We start from the raw sequence: 18702 nt of genomic DNA on the forward strand, positions 1-18702 counted from the left end.
GGCCTTCCGATCCGGCGGCCGGCCCGGCCGCACACGACGCGTCGCTGCTACCGCCTCCCACCACCTCCTTCATACGGCTCCCCTCGACCCGGAGGATCGCCTCCCATGTTCGACACAGTTCTGGTCGCCAACCGTGGCGAGATCGCCGTCCGGGTGATCCGCACCCTGCGGCGGCTCGGCATGCGCTCCGTCGCCGTGTTCAGCGACGCCGACGCCGACGCACCGCACGTCCGCGAGGCCGATGTCGCGGTGCGGCTCGGCCCGGCCGACCGCAGCGACAGCTCGGCCACCGAGACCTACCTGCGGACCGACCAGATCCTCGCCGCGGCCCGACGCACCGGCGCCCAGGCCGTTCACCCCGGCTACGGCTTCCTCGCCGAGAACTCCTCCTTCGCCCGCGCCTGTGCCGACGCGGGCCTGGTCTTCATCGGGCCTCCTCCCTCCGCGGTCGAGCTGATGGGCGACAAGATCAACGCCAAGGAAGCCGTACGGGCCGCCGGCGTTCCGGTGGTTCCGGGCAGCCAGGCTTCCGCGCCCACCGACGGGGAGCTCGTCGCGGCCGCTGACGAGATCGGCTTCCCCGTACTGCTCAAGCCGTCCGCCGGCGGCGGTGGCAAGGGCATGCGCCTGGTCCGGGACCGGGCCGAGCTGCCGACCGAGATCGCCGCCGCACGGCGGGTCGCCCGCACCGCCTTCGGCGACGACACCCTGCTGCTGGAACGGTGGGTCGACCGACCCCGGCACATCGAGGTCCAGGTGCTCGCCGACGCCCACGGCACCACCGTCCACCTCGGCGAGCGCGAGTGCAGTCTGCAGCGCCGTCACCAGAAGCTGATCGAAGAAGCACCCTCCGTTCTCCTCAATGCCGAGACCCGCGCCGCCATGGGACTGGCGGCCGTCCGAGCCGCAGAGTCCTGCGGCTACACCGGGGCCGGCACCGTGGAGTTCATCGTCCCCGGCCTCGCCCCGGACTCCCCCGTCCCCACCGAGGGGGTGCGGGACTTCTTCTTCATGGAGATGAACACCCGCCTCCAGGTGGAACACCCCGTCACCGAACTCGCCATCGCCATCGGCGGCACCACCGACGACCCCGCCGGGCCAGGAGCCGCTCGGCCGCAGCGGCTGGACCTGGTCGAGTGGCAGCTGCGGATCGCCTCGGGCGAGCGCCTCACCTTCGCCCAGCCGGACATCTCCTTCCTGGGCCACGCCATCGAGGCCCGAATCTGTGCCGAGGATCCGGAACGGGAGTTCCTCCCCACCGGCGGCCGCATCCTGGTCCTCGACGAGCCGCGGGGCGAAGGCATTCGGGTGGACTCGGGTGTCGCCCCGGGCACCGTCATCACCAGCTCCTACGACCCCATGCTCGCCAAGGTCATCGCGTACGGGCCCGACCGCCCGACCGCGCTGCGCCGACTCCGCGCCGCGCTGGCCGACACCCGGATCCTCGGCGTGACCACCAACACGGGCTTCCTGCGGCGACTGCTCGCACACCCCGACGTCACCGCAGGCCGGCTGGACACCGGGCTGGTGGAGCAGACGGCCCAGCAGCAGCCCGCCCTGCTCGCCTCGCCCTATGCTCCGGCCAACGCCGCCTCCGCCGCTTCGGCGGCCCCCGTTGCCGAGCCCGCCGAGTCCACCGAGGCTCCGACGCCCACCCACCTCCTTTACTATGCGGCCGCCCTCGCACGGCATCTGAGCCTCACCCCCACCGCCGACAGTGGCGGCTGGACCGACCCCTTCTCCCTTCCCTCCGGCTGGCGCATCGGCGGCGACCCGGCCTGGACCACCCATCGACTCCGTACCCCCGGCCAGGATCCGGTGTCGGTGCGCATTCGCCCGATCACTGCGGGCAACGTAGTCGAGCCCACTGACATTCCCCCGGGCGTCACTCCTGAGGTGGACATCCGGCTCGACTCCGGACCGGTCCACCGCGCCCGGGCCGTCCGGTCGGGCGACCGGCTGCACCTCACCGCCGACGGCCTGCAGACGACGTTCGCCCTGGCCACCGACGACGCCCCCGGCCATGCCACCGGTCCGGTGACCTGGCTCGGGATCGACGGTGACGCCTGGCCGGTGCACGGCCACGACCCGGTCGGCGAGAGCAGCGCGGCCGGCGCGGCCCACCACGGCGCCCTCACCGCCCCGATGCCCGGCACCGTCACCGTCGTGAAGACCACGGCCGGTGAGCAGGTCCGGAAGGGCCAACCACTACTCGTCCTGGAGGCCATGAAGATGGAACACGTGATCGCCGCCCCGCACGACGGCACCGTGAGTGAGCTGCGGGCCACCGCCGGAGCCACGGTGGCGATGGAGGAAGTGCTGGTCGTGGTCACTCCGGCCGAGGACGGACCGGCCGGGGCGGAACCCACCGGGGCGGAACCGGAGAACGGCGGATCGGTCGGCCGGACGCTCGGCGCGGTCTCCGCCGAGGTGCGGTCATGACCGCCGCCCCCGCGCCGGAGCCGGACGCGCTCGACCTGGGCCTGCCTGCGGAGGTCCGCGCTCCGGGCCTGCCCGAGGAGGTCCGGATCCACGAGGTCGGGCCGCGCGACGGCCTGCAGAACGAGGGCGCCCTCGTCCCCGTGGAGGTCAAGGCCGAATTCATCGCCCGGCTCGCCGCCGCCGGACTGCGCACGGTCGAGGCCACCAGCTTCGTTCACCCGAAGTGGGTACCGCAGCTCGCGGACGCCGAGGAGCTCGTGCCCCGGCTCGCCGGGCTGCCCTCCCGTCACCCGGGCCTGCGGTTGCCGGTCCTCGTGCCCAACGAGCGCGGGCTGGACCGCGCGCTCGCCCACCACTCCACCGACATCGCGGTGTTCGCCAGCGCCACCGAGACCTTCGCCCGTCGCAACCTCAACCGCTCGGCGGACGAGGCGATGGCGATGTTCCGACCGGTGGTGGAACGCGCCACCGAGGCCGGGATCCGCGTGCGCGGCTACCTCTCGATGTGCTTCGGCGACCCGTGGGAGGGCCCGGTGCCGGCCGAGCAGGTGATCGGCTTCGGCGTGCAGCTGCTGGAGATGGGCTGCACCGAGCTGAGCCTCGGCGACACCATCGGCGTCGCCACCCCGGGCCAGGTCTCCGCGCTGCTGGACGGCTTCGGCCGGGCCGGAGTACCGGTGGACAGGCTCGCGGTGCACTTCCACGACACCTACGGCCAGGCGCTCAGCAACACCCTGGCCGCCCTGCGCAGCGGCGTGACCACGGTCGACGCCTCGGCGGGCGGCCTGGGCGGCTGCCCGTACGCCAAGAGTGCCACCGGCAACCTGGCCACCGAGGATCTGGTCTGGATGCTGCACGGCCTCGGCATCCGGACCGGCGTCGATCTCCGTGCCCTGGTCTCCACCAGTGGCTGGATGGCGCGGCAGCTCGGCCGGCCGAGCCCGTCACGCACCGTCCAGGCACTGCTCGGCGACGGCCGGGACTGACCGCTCGGCACTGCCCCGCAACGCCACAGCCCCACAACGAACCGGCGCCGGCCGCGACCCGGCCGGCCGGGTCCCCACCGCACCACCCGCCCCGCTCAACACACCGCATGCCCATCACATCATCGGATTGACATGCGGTCATCCCGATCACGCCCGCGGCCACCCCGGCCGGGCCCCAGGAGGATCACCATGCTCGATCACCGACTGAACAGCGAGTACGAGGAACTGCGGCGCACTGTGGCGGAGTTCGCCCAGGACGTGGTCGCGCCGAAGATCGGCGAGTTCTACGAGCAGGGCGAGTTCCCCTACGAGATCGTCCGGGAGATGGGACGGATGGGCCTCTTCGGCCTGCCGATCTCCGAGGAGTACGGGGGCATGGGCGGCGACTACTTCGCGCTCTGCCTGGTCCTGGAGGAGCTCGCACGGGTCGACTCCTCGGTCGCGATCACCCTGGAGGCCGCGGTCTCCCTCGGCGCGATGCCGATCTACCGCTTCGGAACGGAGGAGCAGAAGCGCGAGTGGCTGCCCCGGCTGACCTCCGGCGAGCTCCTCGGGGCGTTCGGCCTGACCGAGCCCGAGGGCGGTTCCGACGCCGGTGCGACCCGCACCACGGCGCGCTACGACGAGGCCACCGACGAGTGGGTCATCAACGGCACGAAGTGCTTCATCACCAACTCCGGCACCGAGATCACCGGCCTGGTCACGGTCACCGCACTCACCGAACCGATCGCTCGTTCGAGTGAAGAGGGCGCATTCCCCTCGCCACGGCGCGAAATCTCTTCCATCATCGTACCCACCGGAACCCCGGGGTTCCAGGTGTCGAAGAAGTACTCGAAGGTCGGGTGGAACGCATCCGACACCCGCGAATTGTCCTTTACCGACTGCCGCGTTCCCGCGGCCAACCTGCTGGGCGAGCGCGGCCGCGGCTACGCCCAGTTCCTGCGGATCCTCGACGAGGGCCGCATTGCGATCGCAGCCCTGGCCACCGGCCTGGCCCAGGGGTGCGTCGACCAGTCAGTTGCCTACGCCGGCCAGCGCCGGGCCTTCGGCCGTCCTATCGGTGCCAACCAGGCCATCCAGTTCAAGCTCGCCGACATGGAGATGCGCGCCCACACCTCCCGCCTGGCCTGGCGGGACGCCGCATCTCGGCTGCTGCACGCCGAACCGTTCAAGAAGGAGGCCGCGATCGCCAAGCTGTACTCGTCCGAGGCCGCCGTCGACAACGCCCGTGAGGCGACCCAGATCCACGGTGGGTACGGCTTCATGAACGAATTCCCGGTCGCGCGCTTTTGGCGCGACTGCAAGATCCTCGAAATCGGTGAGGGCACCTCGGAGGTCCAGCGCATGCTCATCGCCCGTGAGCTCGGCGTCACCTCCTGAGGCACCCGCACCAGCCCTGGGCGCTGCAGTGCCCTGGTTCCCCCGTTCCTCGCCCCGTCGGTGCACCGGCAGGTCGAGGAGCGGGGGAACCGGGGCAAGGCTGCCGTCACCTGGCAACCGACGGCGTCCGGCAGCACAAAGGGCGGACGGACCGTCAGGGAATAACGATCACTGGGCGGTTGGCGCGACGGGCAAGCCGACCGGAGACCGAGCCGAAGATCTTGCCGAGCAGGCCGTGTGTGCTGCCGACCACGATCGCGTCCGCAGCGTACTCGCGGCCGACCTCTTCGATCTCATGACAGATGTCGCCGCCCCGCTCGACCAGGATCCAGGGCACCCCCGCGAGGAAGTCCGCACAGGCCAGCTCCAGGCCGAGCACCTCGGTCCGGTGGTCGGGAAGGTCCACGAAGACAGGAGGTTCGCAGCCGGCCCAGACCGTAGCGGGGAGGCGATTGGCGACGTGCACGATCACCAGACCGCACTGGGAGCGACGAGCCATGCCCACCGCGTAGGCGAGGGCGCGCTCGCTCGACAGCGAGCCGTCGAAACCGACCACCACGCCGTGCTGAAAGGCGGGATCGCACGAGCCGCCAGGCGTCGCCTGCACCACCGGCTCGCCCGAGGCGCTCGGCAGGCCGGAGCCTCCCGGATGGTCGGAACCCGGACCAAGGCGGCCCGTCATCGCCGACTCCGTGCGGTCGGGTCGATGATCGCCACGCTGCTGGCGGGACCCGAGGCGACTCCGGCGCGCAATGTCGCGGAGCAGGCGGGAGAAACCCCCGGCATCCACGGCGTCCGCGCCCGCATCAGGGTCCGCGCCCGCACCGGGCTCTGCGCAACCGCCGCCGCCTCCGCCGGCCGCTGAGCCCGCACTGCGGACCGCTTCCGGCTCAACCGGTCGGGAGGACTCAAAACCAGCCATGGCTCAAAGCTCTTCGAAGGAGATGGGCCGACAAGAGAGGACAACGCTGCCCGGGCAGCAGGTCCGCCTGCGGGAAGACGTCGGTCTGCGCCGAGCACCACCGTTTGTGACCTGTTCCTTTCAGCGTACGACGGGCAGGAGACTCAGCCCAGCGGCAAAGCCTCGGAACGGCTTTGTTACCGCGAATGGAGGATGCGCCCGCCGCCGGCGATGCGCCCCTGCCAGTGCGGTCCCGCCCCCTCTGGCAAAGGAGGTTCTCTGGAGCTTGACTGAGCGAACGGGGCGATGCAACAGGCCACCGCGACACCGTGACCGGACTGTCATTGATCGACAACGATCCGTCGCCGACCGACCGTCGGACCGGGCTGTCGCGGACGCCACATCGGGCACGGTCACGCGTCCGTCTACGCCCTCCCCCGACCACCGGTCCCGAGCCGTTCCGAGACACTCCGAGCCGTTCCGATCGACTTCGGGCCACTGCGGACGGCCTCCGGGCAGTGCTCCGCCGCGACCGCGTCGCCGCCCACTCCACCGCGGTCGTCCGCGCTGCGCAACCGTTCCCCAAGCCCAGCTCACCCGCACCGGTATCCGTTTCGGCCAATGCGCACGGGTTCGCGACGGCGTCTGGCATTTGCCAGGTGCATACGCGCACCCGCTGGCACCATGCTCGGCATGCCCTTGCTCCTGTTCGACCTCGACAACACGCTGCTCCCCAGGGACGCCGCTTTCCGGGCCTGGGCTCGGGACTTTCTGACCGAACGAGGCCTTCCGCCGGGCGACCTCGACTGGCTCGTCACCATCGACGGCGGCGGCTACGTGCCGCGCAGCACCGTACTGTCCGCGACCCAGCGCCGCTACGGGCTGGACGACTCCCTCGACTTCCTGCTCGCGCACTATCGACGCGGCATCAACTCCCACATCCATTGCCCGTCCAGAAACATCGACGCACTGCGGGCGGCGCGCGCGGCCGGGTGGACGCTCGGCATCGTCAGCAACGGCAGCACCCGGCCCCAGTTGGAGAAGATCCGCCGGACCGGGCTGGCCCCGATGGTCGACGGCTGGGTCATCTCGGAGGAGGCCGAGTGCGTCAAGCCGGATCCGCTGATCTTCGAGATCGCCGCACAGCGGTGCGGCATCGCGCCCACCGGTGACTGGGCCTCGAACACCTGGATGATCGGGGACCACGCCCCCGCCGATATCGCGGGCGCAGAGCTGGCCGGGCTGCGCAGTGTCTGGCTGCACCACGGCCGGCCCTGGGCCGAGCCGGGCTACCGGCCGACGCTGAAGGCGACCGGTCTGCCGGAGGCCGTCGGGCAGGTGCTTTCCGCGCGGAACGCACCGGGAGTCCGGCCGGGGATCCGGGCCGCCGGACCGGGCCGCCGGCGGACGGTCGGCACGGTGGCGGGCAGCCGCTGGCTCCGGGGCCACGTCAACACGGCGCTGGCCGGCACGGGGCTGTCCGGCGCGCGACCCGGCGCACAGCTCTCGCTTTCCGCCCCGGACGGCCTGCGTGCGCCCGTTCCCGGCGACCGCCCGGACGGCAGCGCCCCGGCCACCGCGGCGGCCTTCGGTGTCTGAAACCATTCAGGCGGAGTTGCCACCACCGGCGTCGGCATACCTGCCGAGGAGGAGCGTCCGATCTCCCTCGGCCGGAGCGTCGGCACCGGTCGGACCGCCTCGCCGCTCCCTCTCCTCACCGCACCCCGCCGGGCCACCCTGTGTAGAGCCACCCCGGGCCAGAGCGCTCTACGGCCCCCGACCGACCGGCGCGCACCCGACTCGCGGCGGCGCCGTCGGGCGTGCTTCGGCCACGACCCAGCGGCGTCCGGGCGGCCCATGCGGGCCACGCGGCCACACGGGCCCTCCCGTGCAACCCCTTGCCCGGTGAGGCATCGGCCGGCGGCGCGGGCTCGGGCGGGCGCTACGGCTTCGAGGGCTCGGGCAGCGACCACCAGTGGCTCCGGCCCTCCACGGCGAAGCCGAGCTTGCGGTAGAGCGGTTCGCCGAGCATGGTGGCGACCAGGGTCGCCGGACGGTGGGGGTCCGCAGCGGCCAGCGCGGTTTCCAGAACGGCGCGCGCCACGCCCCGGGAGCGCTGCTCGGGGAGCGTCGCGACCCAGTACACCCCGGTGGCCCGGCCGTCGTCGTAGGTCAGGCAGGCGCCCGCCAGATCTCCACCGATCCTGGCTCGCCAGGCCCGCAGGCCCGACTCGTGCCGAAGGCGCTCGGGCAGCATCCCGCCCCGCGTCCAGGGCTGGCGGTCCGTGATCGGGAAGCCGTCGACCACCGCGCGCTCTACCTCGGCGAACGCCTCGGCGTCCAGGGCCTCATCGACCATCAGATCACCGCCGCCCAAATCCCCGGAGGAGGGCAGCGCACCGAGCAGAGGCGCTTCGAGCGGACCGGGCTCTCGGACCATCACGGGCATCGCCCGGCCGTGGACGCAGCCGTACCGCGTCATGTCCAGCCGGAGGTAGGGGTCCTCCAGCGTGAGCCGGGTGGTGGACCAGTCCTCCAGAAGGGACGCCAGTTCCCCCTCCAGCAGCGCCGGTTGCTCATAGGGTCGGGTCACCACGACGCGGTGGGCGTCGTTCGGAGTACGAGCGCAGCGGACCGCGGTGAATCCGGGGCGGATGAGCTGACGCCATCCGTGCGCACGGGCTTGGGCGAGCCAGAAGGCGGCGGCGTTGTCGTTGGCCTGTTCGAGCCGGCTGAGGTTGTCCACGACAGGACGGTAGCGCGGACGATCAACGACCGATCCATAGCCCCGGCACTGGCCGGATGAAGCCAGGGAGGCGCACACATCGAGATTCGTGCGCCCTCATGTGCACCGCCTATTTTCGGTCAATCTCACGCGGCTCCCCCGTCCTTGGGCAAAGCCGCAGCCCAGACCCGCCGGCCGGGCACGCCGAAGCCGGGTGCCCCAGGACCAGCCCCACGACAACCAGCCACCGTTGCACCGGCCCCCTTCCCAGAAGGGTCGACGGGTGCCACGCTTCGTGATCGAATGCATCACGCCAAATTGCCATGTCGACATAGCGTCGGATGGTGAACTTGTCACAACGGCAACGGTCCACCCGATAGATTCGATCTTGGCTAGCAGTGCCGCACCACCACACCACACCACCGAGGGGGCTTGAGCGCCTTGAGCAGGGTGAGCAGGAGCGACGCGGGTCCTGACAGCGACCAGGCCGTGGTCGGCATCGCGGGTCGGTCCGCGAGAGGCACCGGCGTTTCGGCCCCCGCTGCCAACGCCCGTTCCTCCGGCACCTCCAGCGCCACCCCATACGTCTCATACACCTCGGTGGGCACTTCGACCTCACCGGCCTCAGCCGCCACATCGACAGCGACGCCTTCCGGCGCCGGCGCCTTCTCCTCGGCCTCGGACCATGCCGGACGCCCAGTCAGCCGACCTGGCGTCAGCTCGGTGACCTCGCAGGGGCCGGGAGTGGGCGGGCATCCGGGTCCGTCGGTTCCCGGCCATCCTGGCGCCCATGCCGTAGCCCAGGTCGGAGTCCAGGCCGGCGGACACCCGTTCGGCCAGGCGCTCGCCCATCCCGGTCAGGACTCGGCGTTCCCGGCCTCCTCCGGTACGAGCGTCGGCATGACGGCGCCCGGCCTGCCGGGCGGCACGCCCGGTCAGGGCCAGAGCAACCAGGGCCAGAACAGCCAAGGCCCGAGCAACCAGGGGCAGAACAGCCAGAGCCTCAACGGTCACGGCCCCGGCGGGCACGGTACCGGCGGCGGGTCCGGCCTGAACGGCCCCTCGATGCCCATGATGTCCACCGCCCCCCCGGAAGCTCTCGGGCCGGCGCCGGCGCGAGACCGTCGCGGTGCTGATCTTCGGCGGCGCTCCGATCTTCGAGAGCTCGATCCCGCTCTCCGTCTTCGGCGTCGACCGCCAGGACGCCGGAGTCCCCCGCTACCGCCTGCTGGTCTGCGCCGGCGAGGACGGGCCGCTGGCCACGACCGGCGGCCTCACCCTCTCCGCGCCGTACGGGCTGGAGGCGCTCGCCCGGGCCGGCACCATCGTCGTACCGGCCTGGCGCTCGATCTCGCAGCCGCCGCCGGTCGAGGCGATCACCGCACTGCGCAAGGCGCACCACGAAGGCGCGCGGATCATCGGCCTCTGCACCGGCGCGTTCGTGCTCGCGGCCGCCGGTCTGCTGGACGGCCGCCCGGCGACCACGCACTGGATGTACGCGCCGACCCTGGCCAAGCGCTACCCCCGGGTCCACGTCGACCCGCGTGAGCTCTTCGTCGACGACGGCGACGTGCTGACCTCGGCGGGCACGGCCGCCGGCATCGACCTCTGCCTGCACGTGGTGCGCAGCGACCACGGTGCCGAGGCCGCCAACGCGCTGGCCCGCCGACTGGTGGTGCCCAGCCGCCGCAGCGGCGGAGGCCAGGCCCAGTACATCGATCAGTCTTTACCGGAAGAGATCGGCAACGACCCGCTTGCCGAGGTGGTCACCTGGGCGCTGGAGAACCTCAACCAGCAGTTCGACGTCGAGGTACTGGCCGCGCGTGCCTACATGAGCCGGCGGACGTTCGATCGCCGGTTCCGCACGCTGACCGGCAGCGCCCCGCTGCAGTGGCTGATCACTCAGCGGGTGCTCCAGGCGCAGCGGCTGCTGGAGACGTCGGAGCTGTCGGTGGACGATGTCGCCCGTCGTTGCGGCTTCCGGTCTCCGGTGGCGCTGCGCGGGCACTTCCGGCGCCAGCTCGGGGTCTCGCCCGCTGCGTACCGGACCAGCTACCGGGCCCGTCGCCCCGGGTCGGCCTCGCCGACGCCGATGCCGACGCACCCCGGTGACCTCCGGCTGGCCGGTGCCGTGCCGCAGTCGGCCGCGGCCCATGCCGCGGCAGCCGCTGCTGCTGCCGCCACGGCGGCCGGCGGGGCGGTGCTCGGGCAGCACGGGCAGCCGCCCGCGGTCCCGTACCCGGCCGGCGGCCCGGCGTATTCCGGCCAGCACGGCCCGCCCGGGCAGCACGGCCAACACGGCCAACACGGCCAGCCGGCCGCGCAGGGGGTCCATGCCCGCGCCGCCCAGCCCTACCCGCATCCGCAGGCGGCCCACCAGTCGCAGCCCGGCCAGTCGGGGGCGGGGCGTGGTCCGGCGCGGCCGCCACTGGTCCCGGCGCAGGCCGGTCCCGGGGCGGGTCGTCCGCCGCGCACGGCGGAGCACGCCGCGGCGGAGGACGGTCAGCCGCAGCCCGGGGCGCGTGGTCAGGGTCAAGGACACCGCAGCGCGGCCGAGCGGCCCTCGGAAGAGGGCGCCGGCGCCCGGGGTCACGGTGCGGCCGGCGGTCGGGCGGCGTCGGCGTCGGCTGCTCCGGTGACCCCGGAGGGGCGGGCCCGTCAGGGCCGCGCGCCCCAGGTCCGGCCGCAGGGTGGCCGCACGGTCAGCCCGGACGGAGCCCGCGAGCCGCGTGACCCCCGCCCCGCCCGGGACGGCCACCAGGCGCATCCGGTCCACCCCGCCAACCAGGCCGGTCAGGCCTGGGAGGCGCACGAACCGGACCGCCACGGCCAGGACGCGCACGGCGCGGAGGCCTGCGCCCCGGCACCCCGCTCGGCTCCTTCGGTGCCCGTGGCGCGTGATCGCGCCGTAGGGTGAGTGACGTGAATGACCGTTTGGTATGGATCGACTGTGAAATGACAGGCCTCGACCTCGACCGGGACGCCCTGGTCGAGGTCGCGGCACTGGTGACGGACTCCGAGCTGAACGTCCTCGGTGAGGGCGTCGACGTCATCATCCGCCCGCCCGCCAAGGCCCTGGCGAACATGCCCGAGGTGGTGCGCACGATGCACACCTCCTCCGGGCTGCTCAACGAGCTGGAGCACGGCGTCACGCTCGCCGAGGCGGAGGCGCTCGTCCTCGCCTACGTGCGCGAGCACGCGCCGGAGGCCGGGCGGACGCCGCTGTGCGGGAACTCCGTGGCGACCGACCGCGGCTTCCTGGCCCGGGACATGCCCGCCCTGGAAGGCCACCTGCACTACCGGATCGTCGATGTCTCCTCGATCAAGGAGCTCGCCAGGCGCTGGTACCCGAGGGCGTACTACAACAGCCCGCAGAAGGGCGGCAACCACCGGGCGCTCGCGGACATTCGCGAGAGCATCGACGAACTGCGGTACTACCGCGAGGCGGTGTTCGTCCCCCAGCCCGGCCCGGACACCGACACCGCGCGCGCGATCGCCGAGAAGTACCGGGCCCCGGCGGACTGACCAGTCCGCACCTCCCGGGCGGGTGCCTGCGCGGAGGCGGCCGTCGGACCCGGGAGGGCGCCCGCATCGGGCTGATCAAAACCCTGGCGCGAGCACCCTCTCGGATCCTGTATTGTTCTTCCTGTCGGAACGGGAACGCGAAGAGCGGGAACGGGCCGGACAGATGGTGGGTGTAGCTCAGTTGGTAGAGCACCTGGTTGTGGTCCAGGTGGCCGCGGGTTCGAGTCCCGTCACTCACCCCAGAGCCTGAGGGGCCGATCTCTTCAAGAGATCGGCCCCTCAGGCGTTTTCGCGTTCCCTCACATTCCTGCGGTTTCCCTTCCGGGAGACCTGCCACCAGAAGCTACCGACTAGTAACATTGCTGCCATGACCACACCTTCGATCGGCCAGCTGCTCGACTCGACCGTGCCGATGGCACACACCCTCAAGCTGGAGTACCTGGAGACGACGCCGGAGCGTGCCGTCCTCCGGCTGCCCGACCAGCCCGAGTACCACAACCACGTCGGCGGGCCGCACGCCGGCGCGATGTTCACCCTCGCCGAGTCCGCGAGCGGCTGCATCGTGTTGGCCGCCTTCGGGGACCAGCTCTCGCGCGCCGTGCCGCTCGCGGTGAGCGCCGAGATCTCGTACAAGAAGCTGGCCATGGGCACCGTCACCGCCACCGCGGTGCTCGGCCGACCGGTCGCGGACATCGTCGCCGAGCTCGACAAGGGTGAGCGCCCGGAGTTCCCCGTCACGGTCGAGATCACCCGTGCCGACGGCGCTGTGACCGGCGTCATGACCGTCATCTGGACCCTGCGCCCCAACTCCTGACTCTCGCAGGAGCGCTGGTCCCGCGGCCAAGGCCCGTCACCGAGCCCGCCGGTGGTACCCGCCGCCTGGCGACCCCCGGCTCGGCGTGATGACTGTCCGTGACGGCGGCCGTGACCTCACGGCCCGTCCGCTCGTTCTCAACTCACGTGCGAGCCAATCACGCGACCAAGGCCCCGGAACCCGTCCGACGTGCCGACGGCGCCGCCCGGCGCCCGGGCGGCCGGTGGCTGCCCCGCCCGCGCCTCGTCGCGGCGGGCGGGGCGCTTCTCGCACAGCTCTGGGGGCTCGGGGCATCCGGCGCCTACGCGGCGGCCATCGGGCCGCTGCCGGAACCGGTGAACCGCACCGTCGGCCGGACGCTGGGCGGCGGCCCGGTCCTCGACGGGGAGTCAGCCGGACACCCCGCCGGCGCGGCCGGCCAGGACGCACCGGCGCACGAGTCGTCGGCGCACTCCCCCGGCCAGAAACCGAGCGGCCGGACATCCACCGACCAGACACCCGTCGACCAGACACCCGCCGGCCAAGCACCCTCCGGCCAGGCGGCCCCCGGACAGGCGGCGTCGCCCGGCGTCCTCGGACAGCTCACCGGCCCGGCCGCCACAGCCGTACCCGTACCCGTGCTGGACGCGGCGACCGTACCCGTCGGCGGCCTGCTCCAGGACCGGATCAGAGCGGGCGGCCTGCCGCTGCCCGGACAGCGGGCCTCCGTCCCGGACGCGTTCGCGATCGCCTCCGGACTGCTCGGCACCGCACCCGCCCAGACCCGCTCCGGCGGGGTGCGCGCCTCCCGGGACGGCGACACCGGCGGGCCGGTGGCCGAACCCGGGCGGGCGGGCGGCTCCACCGCCCCGACCGCCCCTACCGCCCGGCCCGCCCCAGCGGCCGGTGGGCCGCACGACCTCGCCGCTGCGCCTCCCGTCCGCGAACCCGCCGACCACCGGGACCGCACCACCGGTCAGCCAGGCCCGGACGGCGCCGAGGCCACCGCCCGGGCGGCCGCCGCCGACCACTCCGCACCGCACGAGAGTCTCGCCGCGACCGGCCCCGTCGCCGCCCCGGCCGGGTACGGCCTCGCCGGCACCGGGACGGCCGTGCTCGCACCCATCGCGGCCGGGCTGCTGCTCACCGGCGCCGCGATGTGCAAGCACCGCGGACTGCCGCGCGGACACTGACCCGGCCCGCGGCGAGGCGGCGCGGCCACCGGACCGGACGGGCCGACCGGGTCCGGCGTCCGGGTAGCGCCCCGGGGGCCCCGGACGGCTTCCAGGAGTCGGCCCGACCGCGTTCGGCCGCCGGAAGAACCTTCGACTACCGGAAGACCTCCGGCGGCGGGGCCGGGGAGGGGGCTGCGGTGACGTCGGTGGCAGGGGCCGCACCGGCGGCGAAATCGGCCAGGGCACGGCCGTTTTCGACCCGGCCGAGGGCCGCGTCCGAGGCCACCTTGCGACTCAGTTCGGCGATCGGGAGCGGCGTGTGCGCGGCGGCCAGGATCAGGTTCCCGAAGCGCTTGCCGCGCAGCACCGCCGGGTCAGCGACCAGGCAGAGCTCGGGGAAGACCGCGCCGAGGGTGGCGATCTGCGAACGGGCGAAGGACAGCGCCGAACCGTCCGCGATGTTGACCGCGTACCAACCACCGGGGGCGAGCGCCCGGGCCGCCAGTGCGGTGAACTCGACGGTGGTGCAGTGGGCCGGGACACGGGCGCCGGAGAAGACGTCGGCGATCACCAGGTCGACGGTGCCCTCGGGAGTCCGCTCCAGGACGCTCCGGGCATCCGCGCCGCGGACCTTGATCTGCCAGCCGCGCTCCAGCGGGAGTTCCGCGCGGACGAGTTCGGTGAGCGCGGTGTCGATCTCGGCGACCTGCTGGCGCGAGCGTGGGCGGGTGGCCGCGACGTAGCGGGCCAGGGTGAGGGCGCCGCCGCCGAGGTGCAGGACGGTGAGCGGCCGCCCGGCCGGGGCGGCCAGGTCGATCAGGTGGCCGAGCCGCCGCTGGTACTCGAAGCCCAGGTGGGTCGGGTCGGCGAGGTCGACCATGGACTGCGGCGCGCCGTCGATCAGCAGCGACCAGGCGGCGGAACGGTCACGGTCGGGGCGGAGTTCGGCCAGCCCGGAGTCGACGGGGCGGGTCAGCGCCCCCTGGGCGTGCGTGCGGCCGCCGGGGCCGGTGGCCACCGGCTGCGGCTCCACCGCCGTACGGCCCTTGTCCGCGCTGCGGCCGGCCCTGCTGCTTCGTCCCATACCGGTCATTATCGCCGCCACGCCGAAAGGCTCCGCAGCTCGGCGGAGGACCCGGGGGGAGGGAGGAAGGGGGAGGGGCGGGGAGGAACGGTGGCGCGAGCCTCCCGGACGGGTCTTCGGACGGCCTTCGGACGGCCTTCGAAGGGGCTCGACAACCCGGGCGGGATCGGGTGCGCGGTGCGAGCTCAGAACGGGCCGAGGCCGCCGGCGGTCAGGGTGCAGGCGGCCTCGCAGAGGGCCGAGCGCAGGACCCAGGCGTCGGTGAGGCGGACGGCGAAGTCCGCCCCGGCCGGAGGCATCACCCAGCGCGGATCGGTGGCGGGCAGGAGCAGGGCGCCCGCGGTACACGAGCTGCCGGGCAGGTGCCACGTCTCCGAGGTGCCGGCCGGGACGAAGAAGGAGACCGCGCTGCCGTTGCGGCTCTGCAGCACCGCGCCGCAGGCCCGGCGCAGCCGCAGGATGTCGACCGTCTCCAGACCGTGCCGCAGGGCCACCGTGACGGTGTCGCAGCCGGTGACGACCACACCACTGCCGTCCGCTCCGATCCGGCGGACCGGACCGCTGCCGCCGCCGCACGGGGCCCGGCCGCCTTCCAGGGCCCCGCGACCCGGACCGCGGTCGTCTGCCGCCTCGGGCAGCAGGGCGGGAGCGGCGCCCGCGAGCACCCCTCCGGCGACCAGGCGGTGGTACTGCGGTACTCCGGTGGCCATCACGGGCTCTCCTGTCACCTCGTCCGATCGGAAGTGCCGCCGCTCCGAGGGGTGGGGGCCGCCGCTGCGGGCGGTGGGCCTGGGCGACGGCCGGGGCTTCCACGTATCAGGACAACGCCGGGGATGCGGTCGAGGCCACGGGGCGCCTTACAGCAAGGCATGGCATTTCATGGCAGATCCAGGCAACCACGCCCGTTTTGACCGCAATTGACAGCACATCATCCATAAACACGCTGTGGCCGGCTGGTAACTCCGGGTACTGTCAGCTGCACGTCCGGGGCCCATCCCGCCCCACCCGGCCCACCCGTGGCCGGACTTCGCAGCATCGGCCCCACCGGGCCACCCGTGGCCGAACGGAGTCCGGCCGAGCAGAGTCCACCCCGACCGAACAGATCCGGACCGGCCGAGCGGAGTCACGACACCGTCCGGCCGAAGCCCACCGTACGCAGGACCGACACCCACCGGAACCGCCCCACACCTCGTACCAGCACCCCGCACGACCACGGAGCGCACCATGGCAGCCACCCCACCGGCCGAGCCGAACCGCCCGTCGCCCAACACCGTGATGCGCGCACTGCGCGGCGACCGTTCGCCGGGCGAGTTCGCGATGGCCGTACGCCGGGCCGCCCGCGAGATCGGTGAGCACGTCTCCTGCGACGCCCGCTATGTCGGGCGGGTCGAGGCGGGCGAGATCCGCTGCCCCAACTACGCCTACGAGCGGGTCTTCCGGCACATGTGGCCGGACCGCTCGCTGACCGACCTCGGCTTCGCCCCCCGCACCGCCGTCCGCCGCCGCTCAGCGGACGGAGGCGGGGGCTCCGCCCCACCCCGACTCCACCCGCAGTTCCCTCCCCTGCCCGCCCCGCGCTCGCCGCACTCCATCCAACTCCCGTACGCTGCCTCGCCGTACGCGGAACCGCTCCCACCGGACGGACCGGCGTCGCCGAAGTCCGCGGCGTCTCTCCGGGGGCCCGATGGACCGCACCATTTCGACGAGGAGAACGACGACGTGCGTCGCCGTACGTTCCTGGCCGGCGGCCCGGCCGCGCTGGCCACCGTGATCGACATCGACCGGCCGGCCGGGGCCGCCGGCCGCACCGCACCGGGAACGCCCGGGGCCGGGGAGGCCGCCACCCGGTTCATCCCGGCCCAGTCCGGGCCCGGTACCGGTCGGCCCGGCCCGGCTCCGGGCCTGTTCGACCCCGGGTCCGCCCTGGTGCCCGGTCGGCCAGGGCCGGTGCCGCCGCTCCGCCGGATCGGTACGGCCGAGGTGCTCGGCGTCGAGCAGGCCGTTCGGGACATCCGGCTGGCCGACGACGTCTACGGGGCCGACGCCCTGTTCGAGCGGGCCGGGCAGTCGCTGCGCACCGCCTACGTACTGCTCAACGAGGGCGAGTACAGCGCCGAGACGGAGCGAAGACTCCAGGCCGGGGCCGGCGAACTCGCCATCTCGGTGGGCTGGTTGGCACACGACTCGAACCGGCTGGCGGACGCCCGGTCGCTCTACGCCGAGGCGCTCGCCACCGCCCGGATGGCGAGCGACAGTGCACTGGAGGCGCACGTGTTCTGCAACAGCGCCTTCCTCGCCCGCGACGCCGGCCGCCCCCGCGAGGCGCTCCGCGCCGCCCAGGCCGGACAGGCCGCCGCCCGGCACCTGGACTCCGACCGGCTGCTCTCCCTGCTGGCCATGCGCGAGGCCGGCGGCTGGGCACTCCTCCAGGACCGCGCCGCCTGCGAACGGGCGCTCGGCCGCGCGTACACCCTGTTCGACCGCGGCCCCTCCGAGGCCGACCCCGAGTGGATGTCCTTCTTCGGCGAAGCGGAGATCGCCGGGCTGCAGTCCCAGTGCTGGTCCGCGCTCGGGGACTTCGACCGTGCCAGCGAGCAGGCCGGGCTGGCCATAGCCCTCCAGGAACCGCACTTCGTGCGCAACCGCGTGCTGTACACCGCCGAGCTGGCACACGATCGACTCGGCCGGGGCGACGTGGCCGGCGCCGCCGACCACGGCACGGCCGCGGTGGCCCTGTTCGGCGAGGTCCGCTCGGCGCGGATCCGCAGCATGCTGGCGGACACCGCCGAGCGGCTGCGCCCGCACCGGGCCGTCCCGGAGGTCGGCCGGTTCCTGACCGAGTACGACCTCGCGGTGGCGGCCTGAACGGCCCTGCGGCGGTGTTCGCCGCGGCCGCACACAGCTCGGCAACGGCCGATCACCCGTACGGCGCCGGGACCTGACGGATCGTCGTGGCCCGGCGCCGCAGGGCGAGTCAGTGCTTCAGGCCCTCCAGGTGGCCGAGGTCGTTCCAGACCTCGACCGCCGGCGCACCGTACTCCCAGGAGAGCACGCAGAGCGCTGCCGTTCCGAGCTTGAACCGCTGGGCGTACTCGGGCGGCAGCCCGAGCCAGCGGGCGGTCAGGATGCGCAGCAGGTGACCGTGGGCGAAGAGCACCACGTCGCGGTCGGCGCAGTGCATGACCGTGGTCTCCGAGTCCGGCACGCCGTGCTCGTCGTTGAGTTCGGCGAGGAAGGCGTCCACCCGGGCGGCGACGTCGGCCAGCTTCTCGCCGCCGGGCACGCCGTCCCGCCAGATCAGCCAGCCGGGCCGGTCGGTGGCCCGGATGTCCTGGCCGGTCCGGCCCTCGTACTGGCCGTAGTCCCACTCCAGCAGTTCCGGCCGCTCCACGGCGCGGTCGCCGAGGCCCGCCAGGGCGCAGGTCTCCTTGGCGCGGTCGAGCGGGCTGGTGTAGACGAGGGCGTCCGGCAGGCCGTTCCAGGGGGCCTTGGCGAGGCGGGCACCGAGCGCCCGGGCCATCGCGCGCCCCTCCTCGGTCAACGGGATGTCGGTCCGGCCGGTGTGGCGACCGGTGGCCGACCACTCGGTCTCGCCGTGGCGGACCAGGACGATTCGGGCGGGCATGGGTGGCTCCTCGCAACGGGGCGGTGACAACGGTCGGTCTCGCCATTGAGCACCGGCACTCCATGA

At 73.3% G+C, this 18702-nt stretch carries 13 protein-coding genes, 1 tRNA gene and 2 pseudogenes; 11 read left to right on the forward strand and 5 right to left on the reverse strand.

Translation table 11 applies throughout. The features are described 5' to 3' along the window. The first annotated feature begins 105 nt into the window (after nt 1-105). The 3 genes from AB0J08_RS05675 (at nt 106) to AB0J08_RS05685 (ending at nt 4808) form a co-directional block, all read left to right on the forward strand. Nucleotides 106-2442, forward strand: a complete 2337-nt coding sequence (locus AB0J08_RS05675) for a biotin carboxylase N-terminal domain-containing protein (RefSeq protein ID WP_360627402.1) — start codon at nt 106-108, stop codon at nt 2440-2442. Continuing rightward, nucleotides 2439-3428 (forward strand): hydroxymethylglutaryl-CoA lyase, encoded by a 990-nt coding sequence (locus AB0J08_RS05680; protein WP_360627405.1) that lies wholly within the window; start codon nt 2439-2441, stop codon nt 3426-3428. The genes AB0J08_RS05675 and AB0J08_RS05680 overlap by 4 nt, the downstream gene beginning before the upstream one ends. Nucleotides 3429-3617: 189 nt before the next feature. Further along, on the forward strand, nt 3618-4808 hold the full coding sequence (locus AB0J08_RS05685) for an acyl-CoA dehydrogenase family protein (protein ID WP_360627408.1): 1191 nt from the start codon (nt 3618-3620) through the stop codon (nt 4806-4808). A gap of 154 nt (nt 4809-4962) precedes the next feature. On the opposite strand, the pseudogene AB0J08_RS05690 reads toward AB0J08_RS05685, so the two are convergent. Further along, nucleotides 4963-5394 (reverse strand): annotated as a pseudogene (locus tag AB0J08_RS05690) (universal stress protein); the annotation flags it as partial. Nucleotides 5395-5514: 120 nt separating this feature from the next. Between AB0J08_RS05690 and AB0J08_RS05695 the strand changes: the two are divergent. Together AB0J08_RS05695 and AB0J08_RS05700 are read left to right on the forward strand one after the other, a co-directional pair. Further along, entirely contained in the window at nt 5515-5673 is a 159-nt protein-coding gene (locus AB0J08_RS05695) for a hypothetical protein (RefSeq protein ID WP_360627411.1), read from the forward strand. Between the two features lie 729 nt (nt 5674-6402). Then, nucleotides 6403-7308, forward strand: coding sequence for an HAD family hydrolase (locus AB0J08_RS05700; protein ID WP_360627414.1), 906 nt, complete (start codon nt 6403-6405; stop codon nt 7306-7308). 343 nt (nt 7309-7651) lie between these two features. On the opposite strand, the gene AB0J08_RS05705 is transcribed toward AB0J08_RS05700, so the two are convergent. Continuing rightward, complete coding sequence (locus tag AB0J08_RS05705; RefSeq protein WP_360627416.1) at nt 7652-8455, reverse strand: GNAT family N-acetyltransferase; 804 nt, start codon at nt 8453-8455, stop codon at nt 7652-7654. Between the two features lie 1069 nt (nt 8456-9524). On the opposite strand from AB0J08_RS05705, the pseudogene AB0J08_RS05710 reads away from it, so the two are divergent. From AB0J08_RS05710 to AB0J08_RS05730, 5 genes and pseudogenes are all read left to right on the forward strand, one after another. Next, a pseudogene (locus AB0J08_RS05710) lies at nt 9525-10505 on the forward strand (helix-turn-helix domain-containing protein); the annotation flags it as partial. 851 nt (nt 10506-11356) lie between these two features. Next, nucleotides 11357-11959, forward strand: a complete 603-nt coding sequence (orn, locus tag AB0J08_RS05715) for an oligoribonuclease (RefSeq protein ID WP_360627419.1) — start codon at nt 11357-11359, stop codon at nt 11957-11959. A 166-nt stretch (nt 11960-12125) separates the two neighbouring features. Further along, a tRNA-His gene (locus tag AB0J08_RS05720) sits at nt 12126-12201 on the forward strand. 125 nt (nt 12202-12326) lie between these two features. Further along, the gene (locus AB0J08_RS05725; protein WP_360627422.1) at nt 12327-12773 is read left to right on the forward strand and encodes a DUF4442 domain-containing protein; all 447 of its coding nucleotides are present in this window, start codon (nt 12327-12329) and stop codon (nt 12771-12773) included. 146 nt (nt 12774-12919) lie between these two features. After that, nucleotides 12920-13945 carry a hypothetical protein gene (locus AB0J08_RS05730; RefSeq protein WP_360627426.1) on the forward strand — a complete coding sequence of 342 codons (1026 nt, stop codon included), beginning with the start codon at nt 12920-12922 and terminating at the stop codon, nt 13943-13945. Nucleotides 13946-14081: 136 nt separating this feature from the next. On the opposite strand, the gene AB0J08_RS05735 is transcribed toward AB0J08_RS05730, so the two are convergent. Both AB0J08_RS05735 and AB0J08_RS05740 read right to left on the reverse strand, forming a co-directional pair. Next, nucleotides 14082-15011, reverse strand: a complete 930-nt coding sequence (locus AB0J08_RS05735) for a fused MFS/spermidine synthase (protein WP_360627429.1) — start codon at nt 15009-15011, stop codon at nt 14082-14084. Between the two features lie 185 nt (nt 15012-15196). Further along, on the reverse strand, nt 15197-15721 hold the full coding sequence (locus AB0J08_RS05740; protein ID WP_360627432.1) for a hypothetical protein: 525 nt from the start codon (nt 15719-15721) through the stop codon (nt 15197-15199). A gap of 514 nt (nt 15722-16235) precedes the next feature. On the opposite strand from AB0J08_RS05740, the gene AB0J08_RS05745 reads away from it, so the two are divergent. Beyond that, on the forward strand, nt 16236-17876 hold the full coding sequence (locus tag AB0J08_RS05745; protein WP_360627435.1) for a tetratricopeptide repeat protein: 1641 nt from the start codon (nt 16236-16238) through the stop codon (nt 17874-17876). Nucleotides 17877-17985: 109 nt separating this feature from the next. On the opposite strand, the gene AB0J08_RS05750 is transcribed toward AB0J08_RS05745, so the two are convergent. Further along, entirely contained in the window at nt 17986-18636 is a 651-nt protein-coding gene (locus AB0J08_RS05750; RefSeq protein ID WP_360627438.1) for a histidine phosphatase family protein, read from the reverse strand. Between the last annotated feature and the right edge of the window lie 66 nt (nt 18637-18702).

This window comes from Kitasatospora sp. NPDC050463 (assembly GCF_040655255.1).
Classification (GTDB): domain Bacteria; phylum Actinomycetota; class Actinomycetes; order Streptomycetales; family Streptomycetaceae; genus Kitasatospora.